This window comes from Pseudomonas lactis, assembly GCF_001439845.1.
Classification (GTDB): Bacteria; Pseudomonadota; Gammaproteobacteria; order Pseudomonadales; family Pseudomonadaceae; genus Aquipseudomonas; species Aquipseudomonas lactis.
In genome coordinates this window covers 436,205-453,633 of sequence record NZ_JYLO01000003.1, presented here as the reverse complement: position 1 = coordinate 453,633, position 17,429 = coordinate 436,205, and the positions used below count along the sequence as shown (strand labels likewise).

Here is a 17,429-nt window from a genome sequence, read left to right as displayed (position 1 = left end):
CCCCATCAAATGTGGGAGCTGGCTTGCCTGCGATAGCGATTTGTCAGTCACCGCATGGCTGTCTCGACCGCCGCCATCGCAGGCAAGCCAGCTCCCACACCGAATACGTTAACTGATGACTATCCCCTCCCCCGACAGACTGCTCACACCCACCAGCGTCACCGAATCCGTACCAAAACTAATGACGGTATCCCCGCCCACCACCTTGGCGTGATCGCGGTAATCATTGCTGCCCGCCACATCGTTGAACACCAGCTTGTCCGTCGCCTGATAGCCAATCACCCGGTCATTGCCAAACTGCCCGCTGAACAAAAACGTGTTATGCCCGCTGCTGTCGCGGATCGTGTCATTGCCCTTGCCGCCTTCGATAAAGTCCGCGCCCCTGCCGCCTTTGATCAGGTCGTCGCCGTCGCTGCCGATGATGAAGGTATTGCCCTTGTGCGTCTCTGCATTGCGGTTGAGGTCTTGCACCCAGGTGGTGGCCCGTGCCGGGTCGGACAGGTTGGCGACGATCACCGTGGAGTCGCGGGTCATCTGCTCGTAGAAGCCCGAATCGAGGATGCGGGTCATGCCGTCGCCGTAACCGGTGGGCAAGTGCGAGACCCAGGTGGGCAGGTTGAGGATGGAAAACGGCAGCACGTTCCACAGGGATGAGGCGTAGTGGTCGTTGAAGCTGACGATGTTGTCGGTGCTCGATTCGTGGGGTTTGTCGTGCACGCCCAGGGACGACAGGTTGAATGACGAGCCATCCAGGGCGCGGAACACCGGGTCGTTTTCATAGCCAACGTTAAGCACCTTGTCGCCGGCGCTCTGGGTCGGCGACGCGTAGGCCACGTAGTTGGAGTCCTTATAAAACCCTGACCAGGTGCTGTCGCTCAAATCGGCCATGCTGTTGACCGCCAGGCCCCCCAGGCTGTGGCCGCTGACCACGACGTCATTGCCGCTCAGGCCCTGGGCGCTGGCGTAGTCCGCCACGTTCTTGAGCAAGCCGCCAAAGGCTTCGCCCGCGTAGTTCTTGGCGTAATCCTTGGGCCCGAAGGCGGCGAGCAGGTCGCTGATCACATCGCCGATGGAATCGGTGATCACACTTTCCCGAGGCCCCGAAGTGCCGCGAAAACTGATGCCGAGTTCCAGCAACTTGCCAGCGTCATCATATTTGCCCAGCACCTCGGCCTGCGCTGTGCCGTAGCCGAATTTTTCGCCAAAGAAGGTGCCGCGCGCATCGACCTTGCCGCTGTAGCCCAGGGTGCTGGCGCTGATGGGCGTCCAGCCGGCTGCTTGCACCGCCTCAAGGGCGGCTTTTTCCGAGTCGGGGTTCCAGGGGATGCCGGGGATGACCCCTTGGGCGTTGGTGCCGCCAATCAGCGCGCTGACCAGGGTGGCGGGCAGGCCCAGGCCGAGGCCGTTGTTCTGGTAGCCGACGGCAAAGCCGTTATCCAGGTTGTGGTAGGAATACAGCGTGATCGCCATGGCATCGGCGAACAGCGCCTTGGAGTCCTCGGTACCGAGGTTTTTATAGTCAAAGATACCCATTGGTAGTGCCTCTCTGTTGTTGGATTTGTAGAGAAAGCCAAAACACCTGTTATCTGTTACCACCTGTAGGAGCGAGCTTGCTCGCGAAGGTCGTCAACGATGACGCGTTCTACCTGAAGGAACGCGGCGCACTTGAGTTTTTCGCGAGCAAGCTCGCTCCTACAGTGGTTTTTCAAAACTTTAGAACGCCCAATCCAGGCTCAAGCCGACGCCGTGCACCTTCTCCTTGCTGGCCAGCAGGCCGTTGTAATCGAAGTTCACCCGCGCATCCTTGCTCAAGGCCAGGCTGACCCGTGCCCCGACCAACGCAGCATCGCGCACCATTGGCGCACTTTCCACAGCGAACGAAGGGCCGCCCGAGGCAAACGCCAGGTGCTGCTCCGAATCGGTGCTGCTCAGGTTGTGCTGCCAGCCCAGGGTGCCGGAGACTTCCAGTTGCTGGTGATCGTTGATATTGAAGGTCTTCAAGGCGCGCATACCCAGGGTGCTGAGCACCAGGTCACGGCTGTCATCGCCACTTCTCAGCGCGGCGGCGTCGCCCTTCTCTTTGAAGCTGTCAGTTGCCAGGTGCACGTAGGCCAGATTGGCGAACGGCTCCAGGGCCAGCGGTTGCAGGTTGATGCGGTACGCAGCTTCGGTGAACACCTGGGTGCTGTGGGCATCGACCTTGGCCTTTTGCTTGCCGCTGACGTCGCCGTATTGCAGGTCGCGTTTGACATCGGCGCGGTGCCAGCTGTAGGTCGCGCCGCCACTCAGGCGCCAGGCGCCGATTTCATGCCCGGCATAGGCGCCGAAATGGTAGCTGTCGACCGAAGCGCGGCTGTGGGTGCCGCTGCCCATGTTCAGCGACGTGTCGCTGTAGCCGGCCACCAGGCCAATGCGTGTGGCGTCATCGAGGGCACCGTCCACACCGGCGAGCATGCCGCCGATGGAGGTGGTGTAGCCCGCGGTGTCGTTGCGGCTGTCGGTCTTGCCCCATGCGCCCAGTGCCTTGACCCACACGTTGCCACGGCTGTCGATGGCTTGGCTGGCAGCGCCCATTTCACCGTTGCGCAGGCGTTCGCCCACGGCTTCGCGCACGTAGCGGCTGTCATTGACCAGCGCGGTTTCCAGCGCCGGGTAAACCTCGCCGCTCAGTTGCTGGAACGCGCCCTGGGCCGAGGCGGCCGTGGGTGCCAGCAGCAAGCTTTCATACACACCGTTGCCCGCGCCCAATTGCTCGACGGCGCCGGCCACGGCGCGCTGGTTCGGCGTGGCGGCCACACTGGCGAAGCTGTTGGTGCGTGCCACATCCAGTTGCACACCGTTGGCGGCGTAGTTCAAGGTGCCGCCGACAAACAGGTAGTTGGGCACCACTGCCGCGAAACTGCCGGTGACGCCACCTGCCGCTTGCAGGATGTTGTACTGACGGCCGATCAGGCTTTGGGCCTGGGTGGCGCTCAACAAGGTCGGGCTATTTTCCAGGGCCAGGGTCACGGTGCCGCCGTTGAGGGTGGCCGTGCCGCCGGCGACGATGCGATCGCTGCTGGTGGGCGACAGTTCTACCGCGTAGGTGGAACCCGGTTCAAAGTTGACGTTGCCCGCCACGTTCAAGGTGCCGATGGAATTGCCCGGCGCCACGGTGCCGCCGCTGTTCGCGCTCAGCGAACCGATACGCCCCGAACCACCGACCACGCCGCGCTGGCTCACAGTGACGTCGGAGGTAACCGAACCGTTGATCGCCAGCAAGCCCTGGTTGACCCGCGTCGGCCCGCTGTAGGTATTGGCGCCGGTGAGCACCAAGGTACCGATGCCCTGCTTGGTCAGGCCGCCATGGCCCGAGATGTCATTGCTCCACACATCGCGCCCGCAGTGCAGGTCGTCGCACACACGCTGGGTGGGTTTGCCGGCATCCACCACCGCGCCGACACCCGGCAGGTCCGCGACGAACTGGCCGCTGCCGTAGGCGCCGTCGATACGGAACTCGGCCGGGATATCCTCAGCGGTGATAAACATCCCTGGGCCGTTGACCGCTTTGCCCAGGTTGATCATGCCCCAGCCGTACAACGAGTCGATGCCCGGCGCGCCGAGGTCGGTGGCGGTGGTCTTGAGCACGGTGGAAATCTGGTCGCCGCTCATGTACTGGAAGCGCTCCATCAGCACCGCTGCGGCGCCCGCCACGTGAGGTGCGGCCATGGAGGTGCCATTTTTGTTGGCCCAGTCGGTGGTGAGGTTTTCCAGGCTGGTACCGTTGATGATGGAGCTGTAGATCTTGGTGCCGGGTGCCGATACGCAAAAGCTCGCCGCATAGCCACAACGCGAGGAGAACGTACTGATCACGTAAGGATCGGGGCTGGCAGTATTCGGGTTCTGCTGGAGGGCCGCGACGGACAGCCAGTTAGGCGCGATCTCTGGCACAAAATACGCAAGGCCGGAAATCGCATCCGGGTTGTTGAGGTTGTAGTCATTACCTGCGGCAAAGATGGTCAGCACACCGCTGCGGGCCGCGTCGATGGCGCCTTGGTACGCGCCACCTGCGAGGGTGCCAAGGATCGGCCGGATGGTATTGAACTGCGCCTGGGCCTCATTGACGGTGAAGTTGGGGAACGCCGGATCACGGCCGCCTTTGGCGTACTGATCACCAATGCCGATGCCCCAACTGTTGTTGATGATGCGTGCGCCACTGGCGACCAGCCCATCCCAACCCGCCTTGTACACGGCGCCGTCGTTGCCAAGGATGATCCCGTCTTCCGGCCCCGGGTCACCGTTTTCGGCGGTGAGGATTTGGGCGTTGAACGCCACGCCATGCATCGGCCCGCCATCGCGGTTACCGGCCGCAATGCCGCCGACATGGGTGCCGTGGTTACCCAGCTTGCCGTTGGAGTCCTTGGACGGCGTGCCGTCGTAGCGGAACGCGTCGCCCGCCTTCACCGGGATATATGGGTCGGTGTATTGGCGAATGCCCTCGGTGACAATCGTCACCACCTTGTCGGGGCTGGCGAACTCCGGGTGCTGGGCGTACACCGGCTGGTCGAAGATCCCCAGCTTGACGCCCTTGCCGGTATAGCCGGCCGCATAGGCGGTGTCGGCGTGCACGGCGCCCAGGCCCCAGTCGGCCTTGAACTCATTGCTGCGCCAGCTGGCGGCGTCGCCCAGTTTGCCGGTTTCCACATAGGGTGCAGCCTGGGCGGTCCCCAGGCTTGCCAGGCAACACAACAACGCGCCATATGGCACGCAGCTCAGCGCCTTGAGCGGATAGCCCGGGCCTGTGTGGATGGCGGTAGTTAACCCTGACTTGCGTTTTTTCACGGTGACCTTCCTTAGTTTTCTTATTGCACGTGTGTAAATCACTTCTCCAGAACACCGCCGCTGATCATTCCCACGCTCCGCGTGGGAATGCGGCCCCGGACGCTCTGCGTCCCAAAGCGTGACGCGGAGCGTCACAAGAGGCGTTACCACGCGGAGCGTGGGAACGATCAGCGGAGCGTGGGAACGATCAGGTTCGCTGTGTCTTCAGAACTGCCAGTTCAGGCTCAAGCCCACGCCCTGGGTTTTCGCGCGCCCACCCAGTTGGCCGTTGTAATCCAGGTTGACCCGTGTCGATGCATTCAGCGCCAGGCTGGCCTGCACGCCCACCAAGGCAGCGTCGCGCAGCAATGGCGCACTGCGCACGGCAAATGAAGGCCCGCCCGCGACAAACGCCAAGTGCTCTTCGGACTCCACCGCCGTCAGGCTGTGTTGCCAGCCCAACGAACCGGACAGGTCCAGTTGCTGATGGTCATTGAGGGCCAGGGTTTTCAGGGCACGTACGCCAAGGGTGCTGAGCACCGCGTCACGCCGGTCGCTGCCGCGCTCCAGGGCCGCGGCATCGCCTTTTTCGTGGAAGGACTCGCTGTTGAGATGCACATAGGCCAGGTTGGCGAACGGCTCCAGCGCCACCGCCTGCAGGCGGATGCGGTACGCGGCTTCGGTGAAGACTTGCGCCGTGGTCGCGTCCAGCTTGGTTTTTTGCTTGCCGCTGACATCACCCCATTGCAGGTCGCGCTTCACATCGCCGCGATGCCAGCTGTAGGCACCGCCGACGCTCAGGCGCCAATCACCCAGCTCGCGCCCGGCGTACGCGCCAAAGTGGTAGCTGTCGATGGATGCCGATGAATGGGTACCACTGCCCATGTTCAAGGAGCTGTCGCTGTAACCGGCGACCACACCCACGCGGGTCTGCTCATCCAGCGCGCCATCCACGCCCGCCAACAGGCCACCGATGGAGGTGGTGGAACCCGCCGTTTCAGTGCGTCTGTCGGTCTTGCCCCAGGCGCCCAGTGCTTTGAACCACAGGTTGCTTTCACCGGTCACTGGCACATGGCGCAGGCGCTCGCCCACGGCATTACGCAGTTGCAGGCTGTCGTTGATCAGCATCGCACCCACGGCGGGGTAGATTTCCCCGGACAGTTGCTGCAAGCCCTGCTGGGCCACGGCGACCGATTGCGACTGCAGCAGGCTTTCATACACCGGGTTGCCAGCGCCCAATTGCTCAGCGGCGGCTGCGACGTTGCGCTGGTTGCGGGTGGCGCCGACGCTGGCGAAGCTGGCGTCGTTGCGCCCCACGTTCAGTTGCACGGCATTGGCGGCGTAGTCCAGGGTGCCACCGAGGAACAGGTAGTTGGGCAGCACTTGCCCGAACTGGCCCTGAATGCCGCCCGCCGCCTCGAGAATCGAGTACTGCCGGCCGATCAGGCTTTGGGCCTCGCTCTGGCTGAGCAAGGTGGGGCTGTTTTCCAGCGCCAGCGTAACGGTACCGCCGCCCAGAATAGCCTGGCCGCCGGCGACAATGCGGTCGCTGCTGGTGGGCGTCAGTTCCACGGCATAGGTCGAGCCGGCGCCGAGGTTTACATCCCCCGCCACCTGCAATGTACCCACCGAATTGCCTGGCGCCACACGGCCGCCACTGTTTACCGACAACGCGGCGATACGTCCGGAACCACCCAGGGTGCCGCTGTCATTGACCGTCACCGCCGAAGTCAACGAGCCATTGACGGCCAACAGACCGCCGTTGACCAGGGTCGCACCGCGATAGGTGCTGTCGCCGCTGAGCACCAGGCTGCCGGCACCGGCCTTGATCAGGCTGCCTTCGTACACGCGGTTGGCGGCGGCCTGGTCGCGGGCATTGCCGATGGCGTAGTCGGTCTGGTCCTGCTGGCTGGCAGTGGCGCCCACGCCGTTTTGCCAGCCCTTGTCGATCAGGGTTTGCTGCCAAGCCGTGTGTTCGGCGCGGTCCTCGGCCTGGCGCTGGATGAGCGCCTGGTCGGAGATGCCGTTGCTCCACACGTCACCCTGTCCGGCGGCCAGGTTGACCTCCATGGGCCCGAGCAGTTGCCCTGGGCCGTGCATCGCCCGGCCCAGGTCAGGTACGCCCCAGCCGACGATGGCGTTGGGCGCCTGGGTGATCGAGCCGTCGAGTTGCGTGGCGGTGGTCAGCAGCACCTGCAAGGCTTGCTCGTTGGTCATGTAGGGATAACGTTCCATCACCAGCGCCAACGCGCCAGTGGCATGGGGCGCTGACATCGAGGTGCCGGACTTCACCCCATACCCCCCGTCGGGAATAGTGCTGTTGATCAGCGCGCCGGGGGTAGAAATACACCAGTACTTGGCAACGCCGCACTTGTTGTATTTCTGGTTATTGGCTTTATCCAGCCCGGATACGGCCAGCCAGTGGCCTTCCAGTTCCGGCTGGAAATACGGCAAGGCCGAGCGCACGCTGGCGTTGGCATAGCCGCTGTTGCCGGCGCTGAACACGTTGATCACGCCCGCCTTGGCCACGTCCGCTGCCGCGTCAAGCCAGGTGCCGCGGTTGTAATGCTGGGCGTACGCCGCGTGCATGTTGTCCAGGGTCTGGTAGCTGACGTCCTTGGGCTGGCTGCCCCAGCTGTTGTTGATGGCGCGCACGCCGGAGTCCACCAAAGCGGTGTACACGGTCTTGAAGTATTTGGGGTCTGGCGTGGGGCCGAACAGGAAGCTGTCGTTGGCGTTGGTGTTGCCCACATAGACCTGCGCGTTGTAAGCAACGCCATGCATGCCCACGCCGTCGCGGGCGGCGCCCATGGTGCCGGTGACGTGGGTGCCGTGGGAATCGTTGTTCGGGTTGAGCGCGCCGGTGGTGCTGAAGGCGCTGCCATCGACATAGGTGCCAGTGGCGGTGACCGGGTGGAAACGGTCTTTGGCAGCTTCGGGGTGATTGGCATCGAACCCTGAGTCCAGCGCGCCGATTTTTACGCCCTGGCCGCTGATCCCGGCGGCGTAGGCTTCATCGGCTTTCATACGGCCCAGGCCCCAGTCGCTCTGGTACTCGGCCGAGCGCCAGCTGGCAGGGTTACCCGGTTGGCCGGTCTCGGTGTATTGCGCCTGTGCCGCAACGGACAGCAAGAGCAAGGAACCTGCGGTGAAGGGTTTGAAACGTGGTGAATCGGTGATCATGTGCACACTCCCTATTATTGTTATTCCCTGCCCTGTGGCGAGGGAGCTTGCTCCCGCTGGAGTGCGAAGCGCTCCCTAAAAAAGCCGGCTCCAGCTTCGCTGTCGAGCGGGAGCAAGCTCCCTCGCCACAAAACACGCGCTCCTACAGTTTTCCATCCGGGCCGAAGGCTTCGTCCACTTTGGCCAAGTCGGTGTCACGCAAGTTGCCCGCGTAGTAGTGCAATTTGGTCCAGGCCATCAAGTAGTCATAACGCGCCTGGGCCAGGTCGCGGCGGGTGCTGTACAGCTGCTGTTCGGCGTTCAAGGCGTCGAGGTTGACGCGCTCGCCGCCCAGAATGCTTTGCTTGGTCGACACCACCAGCGCCTCGGCGGATGCCAGCGCTTTCTGATAGGCGCGCAACTTGCTCACGCCTGACAGGCACGCACTGAACTGGCGACGCAGTTCGATCAGGGTTTCGCGGGTCTTGCCTTCCAGCTCGTACTCCGCCTGCTCCATGGCGCGGCTGGCCTGGCGGGTGGAGGCCGAGATACCGCCACCGGCATACAGCGGCATGCTCACTTCGACGCCGATGGTGTTGGTGTCGTAGCGCTGGTTATAGGTGTTGCCGCTGTCGGACTCCTGCTTGCGCGAGGTGGCATACGCGGTGATTCGCGGCAAATGCCCGGCGCGGTTGCGTTCCACTTCATAACGCGCCACTTCCAGGGACTGGCGCTGCGAAGCCAGCACCGGGTTGTTGGTCAATGCCAACTCATGCCAGGTGTCGTAGTTGGCCGGGGTCAGGGTGAACGCGGCAAAGCTCTGGTTCAGCGGTGCCAGGTCGTTGATGTTGACACTTTGCACACCGATCAATGCGCCCAGTTCCCGGAGCGAGGCGTCCTGCTCATCCAGGGCCTGGATCTCTTCGGCGGTGGCCAGCTCATAGCGCGACTCGGCTTCAAGGATATCGGTGCGGGTGCCCTCGCCTTGCTGGAACAGATGGCGGTTCTGCTGGAACTGTTGCTCGAAGGCCTTCTTCTTGGCCCTGGCGATGTCGATCTGGTCCTGGGCAAACAGCGCCTGGGTGTAATAGCTCAACACCCGCACCAGCAACGCCTGGCTCTTGTCGCGAAAGCTCTCATCGGCAAACAGCGCCTGGGCCACGCCCTTGCGGTAGTTGGCATAGGCTTCGTAGTCGAACAGCGGCTGTTGCAAGCTGAAGGTCGAGCCGTAGCTGTTGTAGTTGCGGTCGTCGCGGTAACTGCCGCCGCGCCCGTCAGGCAGGTGCGCTTCGGAGTTGTTGCGGCCCTTGTTGTAGTTGTAGGACAGCCGCGGCAGCAAGCCGGCGCGGCCAATGGTGCGGTTTTCCAGGCCGGCGTCGCGCTCCTTGATGGCGCCGAGGAACACCGGGTCGTTGCGCAGCGCCTGCTCGTACACATCGAAGGGCCCCATGGCTGCCTGGGCACTGCCACACACCAGCAACAGCGAAATGAACACTGGCTTCATGCTCATTCCTCGGTCAACGCGGAGCCGGCGCGATCCAGCAGCGGCTTGAACAGGTAGTTGAGCAAGGAACGCTCGCCGGTGCGCACGAACATCTCGGCGGGCATGCCGGGCTTGATCACCAGGCCGTTGAGTTTTTCCATCGCCGCCTCGCTCACGCTGGTACGCAGCACGTAGTACGGCGCCCCGGTTTTTTCATCGAGCATCTGGTCGGCGGAGATCAGGCTGACTTCGCCCGGCACCCGTGGCGTGCGGCTTTGGTTGAAGGCAGTGAAGAGGATGTCGACCGGCAAGTGCGTGCCAACCTTGTCCACCAAATGCACCGGCAGGTGCCCTTCCACTTCCAGGCGCGTGCCCTGGGGCACGATCTCCAGCAGGGTTTCACCGGCGCGCACCACGGCGCCTTCGGTGTGCACGCTGAGGTTGACCGCAATGCCATCGGCCGGCGCGTTGATTTCGCTGTGCTGCAGGTTGAAGCCGGCGGAGGTCAGTTGCTGCTCCAGTGTCAGGCTGCGCAGTTGCGCGTCGGCCAGTTGGCTGCGCACTTCCTTTTGATATTCCTCGCTGTGCTGCTGCAACTTGAGGCGAGATTCGACAATGCCCTGCTCTATCCGGCCGCTTTCCCCGGCGTTTTGCGCCAGGTCCTGCTGCACCTGGGATAACTGGCGCTGGTAGTCCATCAGCCGGTTGCGCGGGATATAGCCGTTGTCGGCCAAGGGTTGCAGGTTGCTCAGTTGCGCGCGCAGGGATTGGGCCTGTGAGGTCAGGTCGCTGCGCGCACGGCGCATACCACTTAACTGAGAGGTGGCGCCTTCGATGCTGGCGCGAATCCCGGCCTGTTCACGGGCAAACGCGTCGCGACGGCTGCTAAACAGTTGGCGCTGGCCTTCGAGCACCAGCATCAGCGCGGGATCGGGATTGGCGCTCAGCTCAGCAGGAAAGGTAATACCGGGCAGGTTGTCACGCTCGCTCTCCCAGCGCGCCACACTGGCCCAGGCCATGCGGTACTGGGCTTGCAGCGATTGCACATCGGCCTGGTTCTGGGTCTGGTCGAGGCGAAACAGCGGCTGGCCTTGTTTGACCAGTTCGCCCTCTTTGACCAGGATCCGGCTGACCACGCCGGGGCTGAAGGTTTGTACGGCCTTGCGCTTGCCGGACACCACCACGGTGCCTTGGACCGGAATGCCCTGGTCCAACGGTGCGAGGCTGGCCCAGAGGAAAAACCCGCCGGCACCGACAAGGGTCATCACCCAGCCCATTTTTACGAAAAAGCCGGCATCGCGTTCTTTAATTTGAGGTTCAACAGTAAGGCTGCTCATGCGCCTGGATTCCTTGCGGCCGGGTACTGACGACTGAAACTGACACCGGTTTTTTCTTTCGGCGCTTCCTGCTGCCCGGACAACGCCCGCAGCACCTCCTGGCTGGGCCCGAATGCCTGCAACTGGCCTTCGCCGAGCACCAGCAATTTATCGGCCTGGGCCAATGCCGAGGAACGATGGGTGACTAGCACCACGCTGCTGCCCTGGGCTTTCATTTGCATGATGGCGCTGGCCAATGCGGCTTCGCCGACGGTGTCGAGGTTGGAGTTGGGCTCGTCCAGCACGATCAGGCGCGGCCCGCCGTACAGGGCGCGAGCCAGGGCCACGCGCTGTTTCTGGCCGCCGGACAAGCCACCGCCGTTGTCGCCCAGCACGGTGTCGTAGCCCTGGGGCAGGCGCAGGATCAATTCATGCACACCGGCCTGTTGCGCGGCCTTGACCACCCGCTCCGGGTCGGCCTCGCGAAAGCGCGCGATGTTGTCGGCGATGCTGCCGCTGAACAGCTCGATGTCCTGGGGCAAATAGCCGATATGCGGGCCGAGGTCGTCGCGGTTCCAGCGGTGAATATCCGCGCCGTCCAGGCGCACGGTACCGGCCAGGGTCGGCCACACGCCCACCAGCACGCGGGCCAGGGTGGATTTGCCGGAGCCCGACGCGCCTAGCACGCCCAGCACTTCACCGGCGGCCAGGTTGAAGCTGACCTGATGCAGGGTGGCCATGCGTCGCCCCGGTGGGCCGGCGCTGACCTGCTCGAAACTGACCTGGCCGTGGGGCGCCGGCAAGGCCATGTGCTCGACCTCTGGCGGGAATTCGCGCAGCAGCTCGTCGAGGCGCTGGTAGGCCAGCTTGGCCGAACTCCATTGCTTCCACACCGCAATCAATTGGTCGATGGGGCTGAGTACGCGGCCCATCAAGATGGAGCCTGCGATCATCATCCCGGCGGTCATGTCGCCCTTGATCACTAGGTAGGCGCCCAGGCCCAGCACCAGTGATTGCAGGCACAGGCGCAGGGATTTGCTTAAGGAGGTGATGATCGAACCGGTGTCGCTGGCCTGGTTCTGCAAGCCCAGGAACTGCGAATGCACGCCAAACCAGCGTTGGCGCAGCGCGCCGAGCATACCCATGGCCTGGATGGTTTCGGCGTTGTGCAAATGGCTGGTGGCCAGTTGGGTGGACTGCTGCGAATAACCGCTGGCCTCGCCCAACGGCTTTTTAGTCAAGTATTCGTTAAGGCACGCCAGTGCGATCAACAGCACCGCGCCCGCCGTAGCCAGCACGCCGAGCCACACGTTGAACAGGAAAATCACGAACAGATAGATCGGAAACCACGGCGCATCGAAAAACGCGAACAGCGCCGGCCCCGTGATGAATTGGCGCAGAGCGGTCAGGTCGCCCAAGGATTGCCCGGCATGCCCCTGGCCGCGCTGCAGGTTGCGCTCGAACGCGGCTTTGTACACGCGCAAGTTGAAACGCCGCTCCAACTGGCTGCCAATGCGGATCACGATAAAGCTGCGCACCACTTCCAGCAGGCCGATAAACGCAAAGAAGCCCACGACCATCAGCGTCAACATCACCAGGGTGGTTTCATTCTGGGAGGACAACACACGGTCATACACTTGCAGCATGTAAATCGAGGGCACCAGCATTAATAGGTTAATCAGTGCCGTGAAACAGCCAACGCTGATCAAAATACTCTTGTATTCACCCAGCGCCCTGAATAAGGGCGCCACCCCATGGGACTTCGCCATATTAATTGTTTTTCCTTGCAGCGAATTACGCAAAAGGGTCACCCCTACCAAGTAGGGTACGGCCGCCTAACAAATCGAGTTATATGCTTATAACTTTTAATTAAGGTTTACGTTGCAGCGTTACAACTTCGCCAGCTTTGGTGCGGGCTTGATAGTCGCCCTCTTTCTGGCGATTTAAATGGGTGATCCCTGAGCCTTCAGCGTTAAACAGCCAGATACCATCCGGCGTGGGTGACCATGTCTGCGGCTTGTCGCCCAGCCACTGCTCGGCACAAGCGATATCGCCCCCAAGGGCATTGGCTTGCTCCACTAACTTCAGCACGCACACCTGATCCTGCTGTTTCAGCTCCCACTGCCCGGCAAGCTGCGCGGAGGTGGGTAATACAAGACTGCTAGCCATTGCGTGGGCTCCTGCCGACACGAACAACACCTGCACAACACAGGCGATCAAAGGGGAAAAACGTGGCATATCCAACTCCAGCCAGGAGCGCGGCGCCGAAGCGCCGCGCGCTTTACATCAGGCTACGATGTCACTGGCAGCCGCCTGGCCAACGGTGGTGACGAGGAAATCCGCCACGCCGTGCCCGGAGAAGTCCACCGCCAAGGTGCCCAGGTTGGTACCTGAGGCATAGGTCAGTACAGCATCGCCGGCATGCCCGGTAAAGGCGTTGACGAAGGTCACGCCCGCACCCTTGGTGATACCGGACAGGTCGATCTTGTCCGAACCGGAGGTGAAGTCGAAGATCTTGTCCGCAGCCCCTGGCCTGGAGTCGGAACTGGCACCGTACACGAAAGTGTCGCTGCCAGTGCCGCCCCACAGCTGGTCCGCACCGCCGCCACCGTAGATGAGGTCGTTGCCGGCCCCGCCCTTGATGGTGTTGGCGACTTGGTTACCAATGATCAGGTCGTTGCCCGCGCCGCCGAACGCGTTCTCGATGGTGACGCCCTTGGCGATGGACACGTTGCCCACCAGGCCGCCCACATCAGAGAACGAGGTGGCCGTGAGGTTGATCTTCTGGTTCTGGGTGAAACCGGAGAAGTCCAGGGTGTCGTTGCCGCCACCGTCCCATACCGAGAACACCAGCTTGTCGGCGTTGGACGTGGCGCTGAGGAAATCACGCCCGGTGTTGGAGTTGAACCCGTAGGTGGTGTCCGTGGCGCGGGTGCTGAGGTTGGCACCGTAGAGCTTCTGGATCGCGGCAATGTCGTCGATCAGCGGGCCGGAAGCGTAAGCTTCGACGCCGCCTTTGCTGAAGTTCTGGTTGGTGTTGCTCTCGCTCCAGTAACTCATGAGGCTATAACCACGCGTGTCCTGTCCATAGGTTGCGTCGTTATAGGTCGGGTTGCCGTTCCCGGCGTTGTAGTCGCCAGGGTGAGCCAGGCCCAGGGTGTGGCCGATTTCGTGGGTCAGGGTCTGCCGGCCATAGTTGTTCAGGTCCGGGGTCTTGTTCGGCGTGTAGCTGTTGTTTGTCAGGTACCACGAGGTGCCGTCGTAGCCTGCACCGGTACCGGGCAGGTAAGCGAAGGCCGCGGCGCCGTCCTGGCCACTGCTGTAGTTGCCGAACGTCATGTGGCCGTCACCGCCGGAAGCCTTTTCGGTAAAGGTCACGTTGGCAACATCCGCCCAGGATTGCATGGCCAGTGCGGCCTGTGCTTTCTGCTGGGTGTTGAACTGGCTGAACCCCGAGATGCCATGTTTGTTCATGGTGCTCTGGGTAGCCGAGGTGAGGAAGGTGTAGGTCAGATCGATCTTGCCGTTGCCATCAAAGTCCCGGTACGCAGCACCATCCCGCAGCAGCTGGGTCGCTGCCTGGTCCACGGTGTAGGACGGTTTGCCATTGACTGTGAGGTTACCGCCACGGTCATACAAATGGCTGAAGCTATCGATTTGCGAGTAAGCAGTGCTGGCTTGCGCGGCAGATACAATAGCTTTGTCTTTTACTTTTGACATAAACGTACTTCCTTGTTTGCAAGTGCATCAGTCTTTGTTCGATAGGAACCTCGCGGGCGAGGATAGTCCTATCACTCACCTCTTTTGAAGGCGTAAGAAAACTGACACAACTTGAAATCTTTCGTCTACATCTATTTCCATCGCACAATTGTGACGCAGGTTCAAGTTGCAGAAGTCGCACGCAGTGTTTATTGGGGGCCGTTGCGTTTGTGTGGCCGAATCGGCGCTCACCACTATTTAAATATTAAATACAAGTAAAGCCACTCTAAGTGAGCGGCCGACTTGATTAATGGATCCAATATATTGTCACGGTGTCATTAGCAACATTAAAGAGCCACTATTCGCACTATTAAAGTGCGCTGCCCCCCATTACCGGGACATACTCCAGCCACACTGTTGCAGGGCTGCCAAGAGGGTTTCGCCAGCCAGGCCCGGCACCTTGACGCCGTCTTGGGTGGTCATGTCTTCACCCGCCAGAATGGCGTTGATGATCGCCTCCTCCACCGCCTCTGCCGCCGCGCTGAACAGCGGCGAAATATGATCATTGTTGACCATCTGCAAGCCGGTGCTGAGCGGCAGGTCCTTGCGCCCATAGTCGGCCGGTGGCAAATCCTGGTTACCGGTGGCAAAGGCCAGGAACAGGTCACCACTGGAATCCTCGGTGCCTCCACCGGTGCGCGCGATGCCGATGGACGCACGCTGTGCCAGGCGCTGGCACTGGTGGGGCAGCAAGGGGGCGTCCGTGGCGATGATCACCACGATGGAGCCCATGCCGGGGGTACCTTGCTCGGCAAAGGGCGAAGCAATGTCCATCAAGTGACGGCCCACCGGGTAGCCATCGACCCGCAGCTCCTGGCGCTTGCCATGGTTGGCCTGCACCAGTACGCCGACGGTCCAGCCGCCCTGCTCCGCTGGCAACCGCCGTGACGCGGTGCCGATGCCGCCCTTGAACTCATGACAAATCATGCCGGTGCCACCGCCCACCGCGCCTTCCTGAACCGGGCCGCTTTCCGCCTGGTCCAGGGCCTGGCGCACATGCTCTGGGCGCACGTGCTGGCCCCAGATATCGTTGAGCAGGCCATCGTAGGTTTCCATGACCACCGGCATACACCAGTACACCGCCGGGTCCGCCAGCCGCTCGCGCTCCAGGGCGATCAGGCTGTCGCGTACCACCCCGATACTGTGAGTGTTGGTGATCGCCATCGGCGTGGTCAACAGCCCCGCCTCGCTGATCCATTCAAGCCCCGTGGCGTCACCATTGCCGTTGAGCACGTGGTAGCCGGCAAAACACGGTTGATGCCGCGCTTCCCCGGCACGCGGCTGGATCAGCGTAACGCCGGTACGCACCTGCTTGCCGTCGACCTGCGCCTTGAGGGTGGCATGGCCGACGCGAACCCCGGGAACATCGGTGATGGCATTCAATTCGCCGGGCATGCCCAACCCCAACGTAATGCCCAATTGACGTGCACGCATACCCACTCCTTACAGTTTCTGAAACGCCGGACTCAACCGGCCACTGATGCAATACAAAATCACCGACAGGGCCAGCAAGCCGATGATGATCATGATGTCGCGTACCGAGGCCTCCAGGATCAAGGTAACCAGCAGGTAACCGGCACCGAGCACCGCCAGCAATGCCGGCAGCGGCCATAACGGCATGCGATAGGGATGCTCGCGATCACGCAGCAGCACCCGGCTCATCAGCGCGCTCAGCGCCACCACCAGGTACACCAGCATGATCAGCAGCACGCTGAATGAGGTCAGGTCGGCCAGGTTAGAGCTGAAGCTCAACAGCGCCGAGGGTATCGCCAGGAACAGCGTCGCCAGCCACGGCGAGTCCCAGCGCGGGTGAATACGCGTGAACAGCTTGTTGATACTCGGCGTCCACAGCGCATCGCGACCGCTGCTGAACACCACCCGGCCAATCTGGATCACGATGGCGACGATCGCGTTGAACACCGACAGGAAAATCCCGGCGCTCACCAACCGCGACAGGGTTTCATTGCCATGGCTGGTCAACAGGTAGCCGATCGGGTCGGGGCTGCTGATCATCTCGCTCAGGGACGGCGCGCCGATCAACAGCGCGGTGATTGGCACCAACTCGATCACCACCACCAACCCCAGGGACCAGAGCACCGCCTTGTGCACGCCCTTGCCGCCGCACTTCATGTCTTCAGCCAGCAACACCGCCGGGCCGTAGCCGTTGAACGAGAACAGGCCAATGCCGACGGCGCCGATCACCAAGGCCCAAGGCGCCAGGTGCAACACGCCGTTTTCGACGATCTGCGGCTGCAACAACACACTGGCCGGCTGCACCGGATTGCCGAAGCCGATCACCACGATCACCAGCAACGCTGCCACTTCCAACAGCAGGCAGGTGCCGGTAATCCAGGCGTTGAGCTTGATATTGAGAATGCCCAGGGCGTAGCTGCACACCACGATCACCAGGGCGACCGTTTGCGCGTCGAACTTGGTGCCCAGGGCGTTATTCAGATAAGTCGCCGCACCGGTGGCCAATACCGGCGGGATAAACAACAACATCACCAGCACCGTCAGGAAGGTGGCGTAACCAGCCATGCCGCCAAATACGCGCTTGGCATACACATACTCGCCGCCGGCGCTGTTATGGGCGCGGCCGAGTTCGGCGTAGCAGAAGGCGAACATCAACGCGAGTAGCGCCGCCATCACAAACGCCAGGAACACGCCACTGCCCGCCTGCTGGATGGCAAACGGGGCGATCACAAAGACGGAACTGGCCGGCGTTACCGCTGAAACGGTAATGGCTACTACATCAAAGACGCTCAGGGTGGGCTTGAGCACGCCATCGGGCGCGGGGGTAGCACTCATATCGTTATCCTCTGTCGTTGTTTTTGGTGTGAGGCAGAAACGAAAAATGATATTTGCTCGGGATATGCTTCCCGTTGAGTAGTGGCGACGTTATCGGCTGA

General features: G+C 62.2%; 10 protein-coding genes. All 10 read right to left on the bottom strand.

Annotated features, from left to right (window positions below):
* Positions 1–108: 108 nt before the first annotated feature.
* The 10 genes from TX24_RS06985 to TX24_RS06940 all read right to left on the bottom strand — a co-directional run bounded on the left by TX24_RS06985 (position 109) and on the right by TX24_RS06940 (position 17,328).
* A complete protein-coding gene (locus TX24_RS06985) occupies positions 109–1,533 on the bottom strand; it encodes a polyurethane esterase (protein ID WP_057709975.1) in 1,425 nt (474 codons plus the stop codon).
* A 180-nt stretch (positions 1,534–1,713) separates the two neighbouring features.
* Entirely contained in the window at positions 1,714–4,821 is a 3,108-nt protein-coding gene (locus TX24_RS06980; RefSeq protein WP_057709974.1) for an autotransporter outer membrane beta-barrel domain-containing protein, read from the bottom strand.
* Between the two features lie 204 nt (positions 4,822–5,025).
* Complete coding sequence (gene eprS, locus TX24_RS06975) at positions 5,026–7,983, bottom strand: autotransporter serine peptidase EprS (RefSeq protein ID WP_057709973.1); 2,958 nt, start codon at positions 7,981–7,983, stop codon at positions 5,026–5,028.
* 142 nt (positions 7,984–8,125) lie between these two features.
* Positions 8,126–9,466 (bottom strand): TolC family outer membrane protein, encoded by a 1,341-nt coding sequence (locus TX24_RS06970; protein ID WP_003191155.1) that lies wholly within the window; start codon positions 9,464–9,466, stop codon positions 8,126–8,128.
* 2 nt (positions 9,467–9,468) lie between these two features.
* Entirely contained in the window at positions 9,469–10,782 is a 1,314-nt protein-coding gene (locus TX24_RS06965) for an HlyD family type I secretion periplasmic adaptor subunit (protein WP_057709972.1), read from the bottom strand.
* The gene (locus TX24_RS06960; protein ID WP_034135606.1) at positions 10,779–12,530 is read right to left on the bottom strand and encodes a type I secretion system permease/ATPase; all 1,752 of its coding nucleotides are present in this window, start codon (positions 12,528–12,530) and stop codon (positions 10,779–10,781) included. The genes TX24_RS06965 and TX24_RS06960 overlap by 4 nt, the downstream gene beginning before the upstream one ends.
* Before the next feature lie 100 nt (positions 12,531–12,630).
* Positions 12,631–12,999 (bottom strand): protease inhibitor Inh/omp19 family protein, encoded by a 369-nt coding sequence (locus tag TX24_RS06955; protein ID WP_003191151.1) that lies wholly within the window; start codon positions 12,997–12,999, stop codon positions 12,631–12,633.
* A 48-nt stretch (positions 13,000–13,047) separates the two neighbouring features.
* Positions 13,048–14,481, bottom strand: a complete 1,434-nt coding sequence (locus tag TX24_RS06950; RefSeq protein WP_057709971.1) for a serralysin family metalloprotease — start codon at positions 14,479–14,481, stop codon at positions 13,048–13,050.
* A 369-nt stretch (positions 14,482–14,850) separates the two neighbouring features.
* Complete coding sequence (locus tag TX24_RS06945; RefSeq protein ID WP_003191148.1) at positions 14,851–15,954, bottom strand: DmpA family aminopeptidase; 1,104 nt, start codon at positions 15,952–15,954, stop codon at positions 14,851–14,853.
* A gap of 9 nt (positions 15,955–15,963) precedes the next feature.
* On the bottom strand, positions 15,964–17,328 hold the full coding sequence (locus tag TX24_RS06940) for an APC family permease (protein ID WP_003191147.1): 1,365 nt from the start codon (positions 17,326–17,328) through the stop codon (positions 15,964–15,966).
* Between the last annotated feature and the right edge of the window lie 101 nt (positions 17,329–17,429).

Coding starts and splice junctions, on each gene's coding strand:
- TX24_RS06955 (WP_003191151.1), bottom strand. CDS start 12,999: ATGCCACGTTTTTCCCCTTTGATCGCCTGTGTTGTGCAGGTGTTGTTC.
- TX24_RS06960 (WP_034135606.1), bottom strand. CDS start 12,530: ATGGCGAAGTCCCATGGGGTGGCGCCCTTATTCAGGGCGCTGGGTGAA.
- TX24_RS06970 (WP_003191155.1), bottom strand. CDS start 9,466: ATGAAGCCAGTGTTCATTTCGCTGTTGCTGGTGTGTGGCAGTGCCCAG.
- eprS (WP_057709973.1), bottom strand. CDS start 7,983: ATGATCACCGATTCACCACGTTTCAAACCCTTCACCGCAGGTTCCTTG.
- TX24_RS06950 (WP_057709971.1), bottom strand. CDS start 14,481: ATGTCAAAAGTAAAAGACAAAGCTATTGTATCTGCCGCGCAAGCCAGC.
- TX24_RS06940 (WP_003191147.1), bottom strand. CDS start 17,328: ATGAGTGCTACCCCCGCGCCCGATGGCGTGCTCAAGCCCACCCTGAGC.
- TX24_RS06965 (WP_057709972.1), bottom strand. CDS start 10,782: ATGAGCAGCCTTACTGTTGAACCTCAAATTAAAGAACGCGATGCCGGC.
- TX24_RS06985 (WP_057709975.1), bottom strand. CDS start 1,533: ATGGGTATCTTTGACTATAAAAACCTCGGTACCGAGGACTCCAAGGCG.
- TX24_RS06945 (WP_003191148.1), bottom strand. CDS start 15,954: ATGCGTGCACGTCAATTGGGCATTACGTTGGGGTTGGGCATGCCCGGC.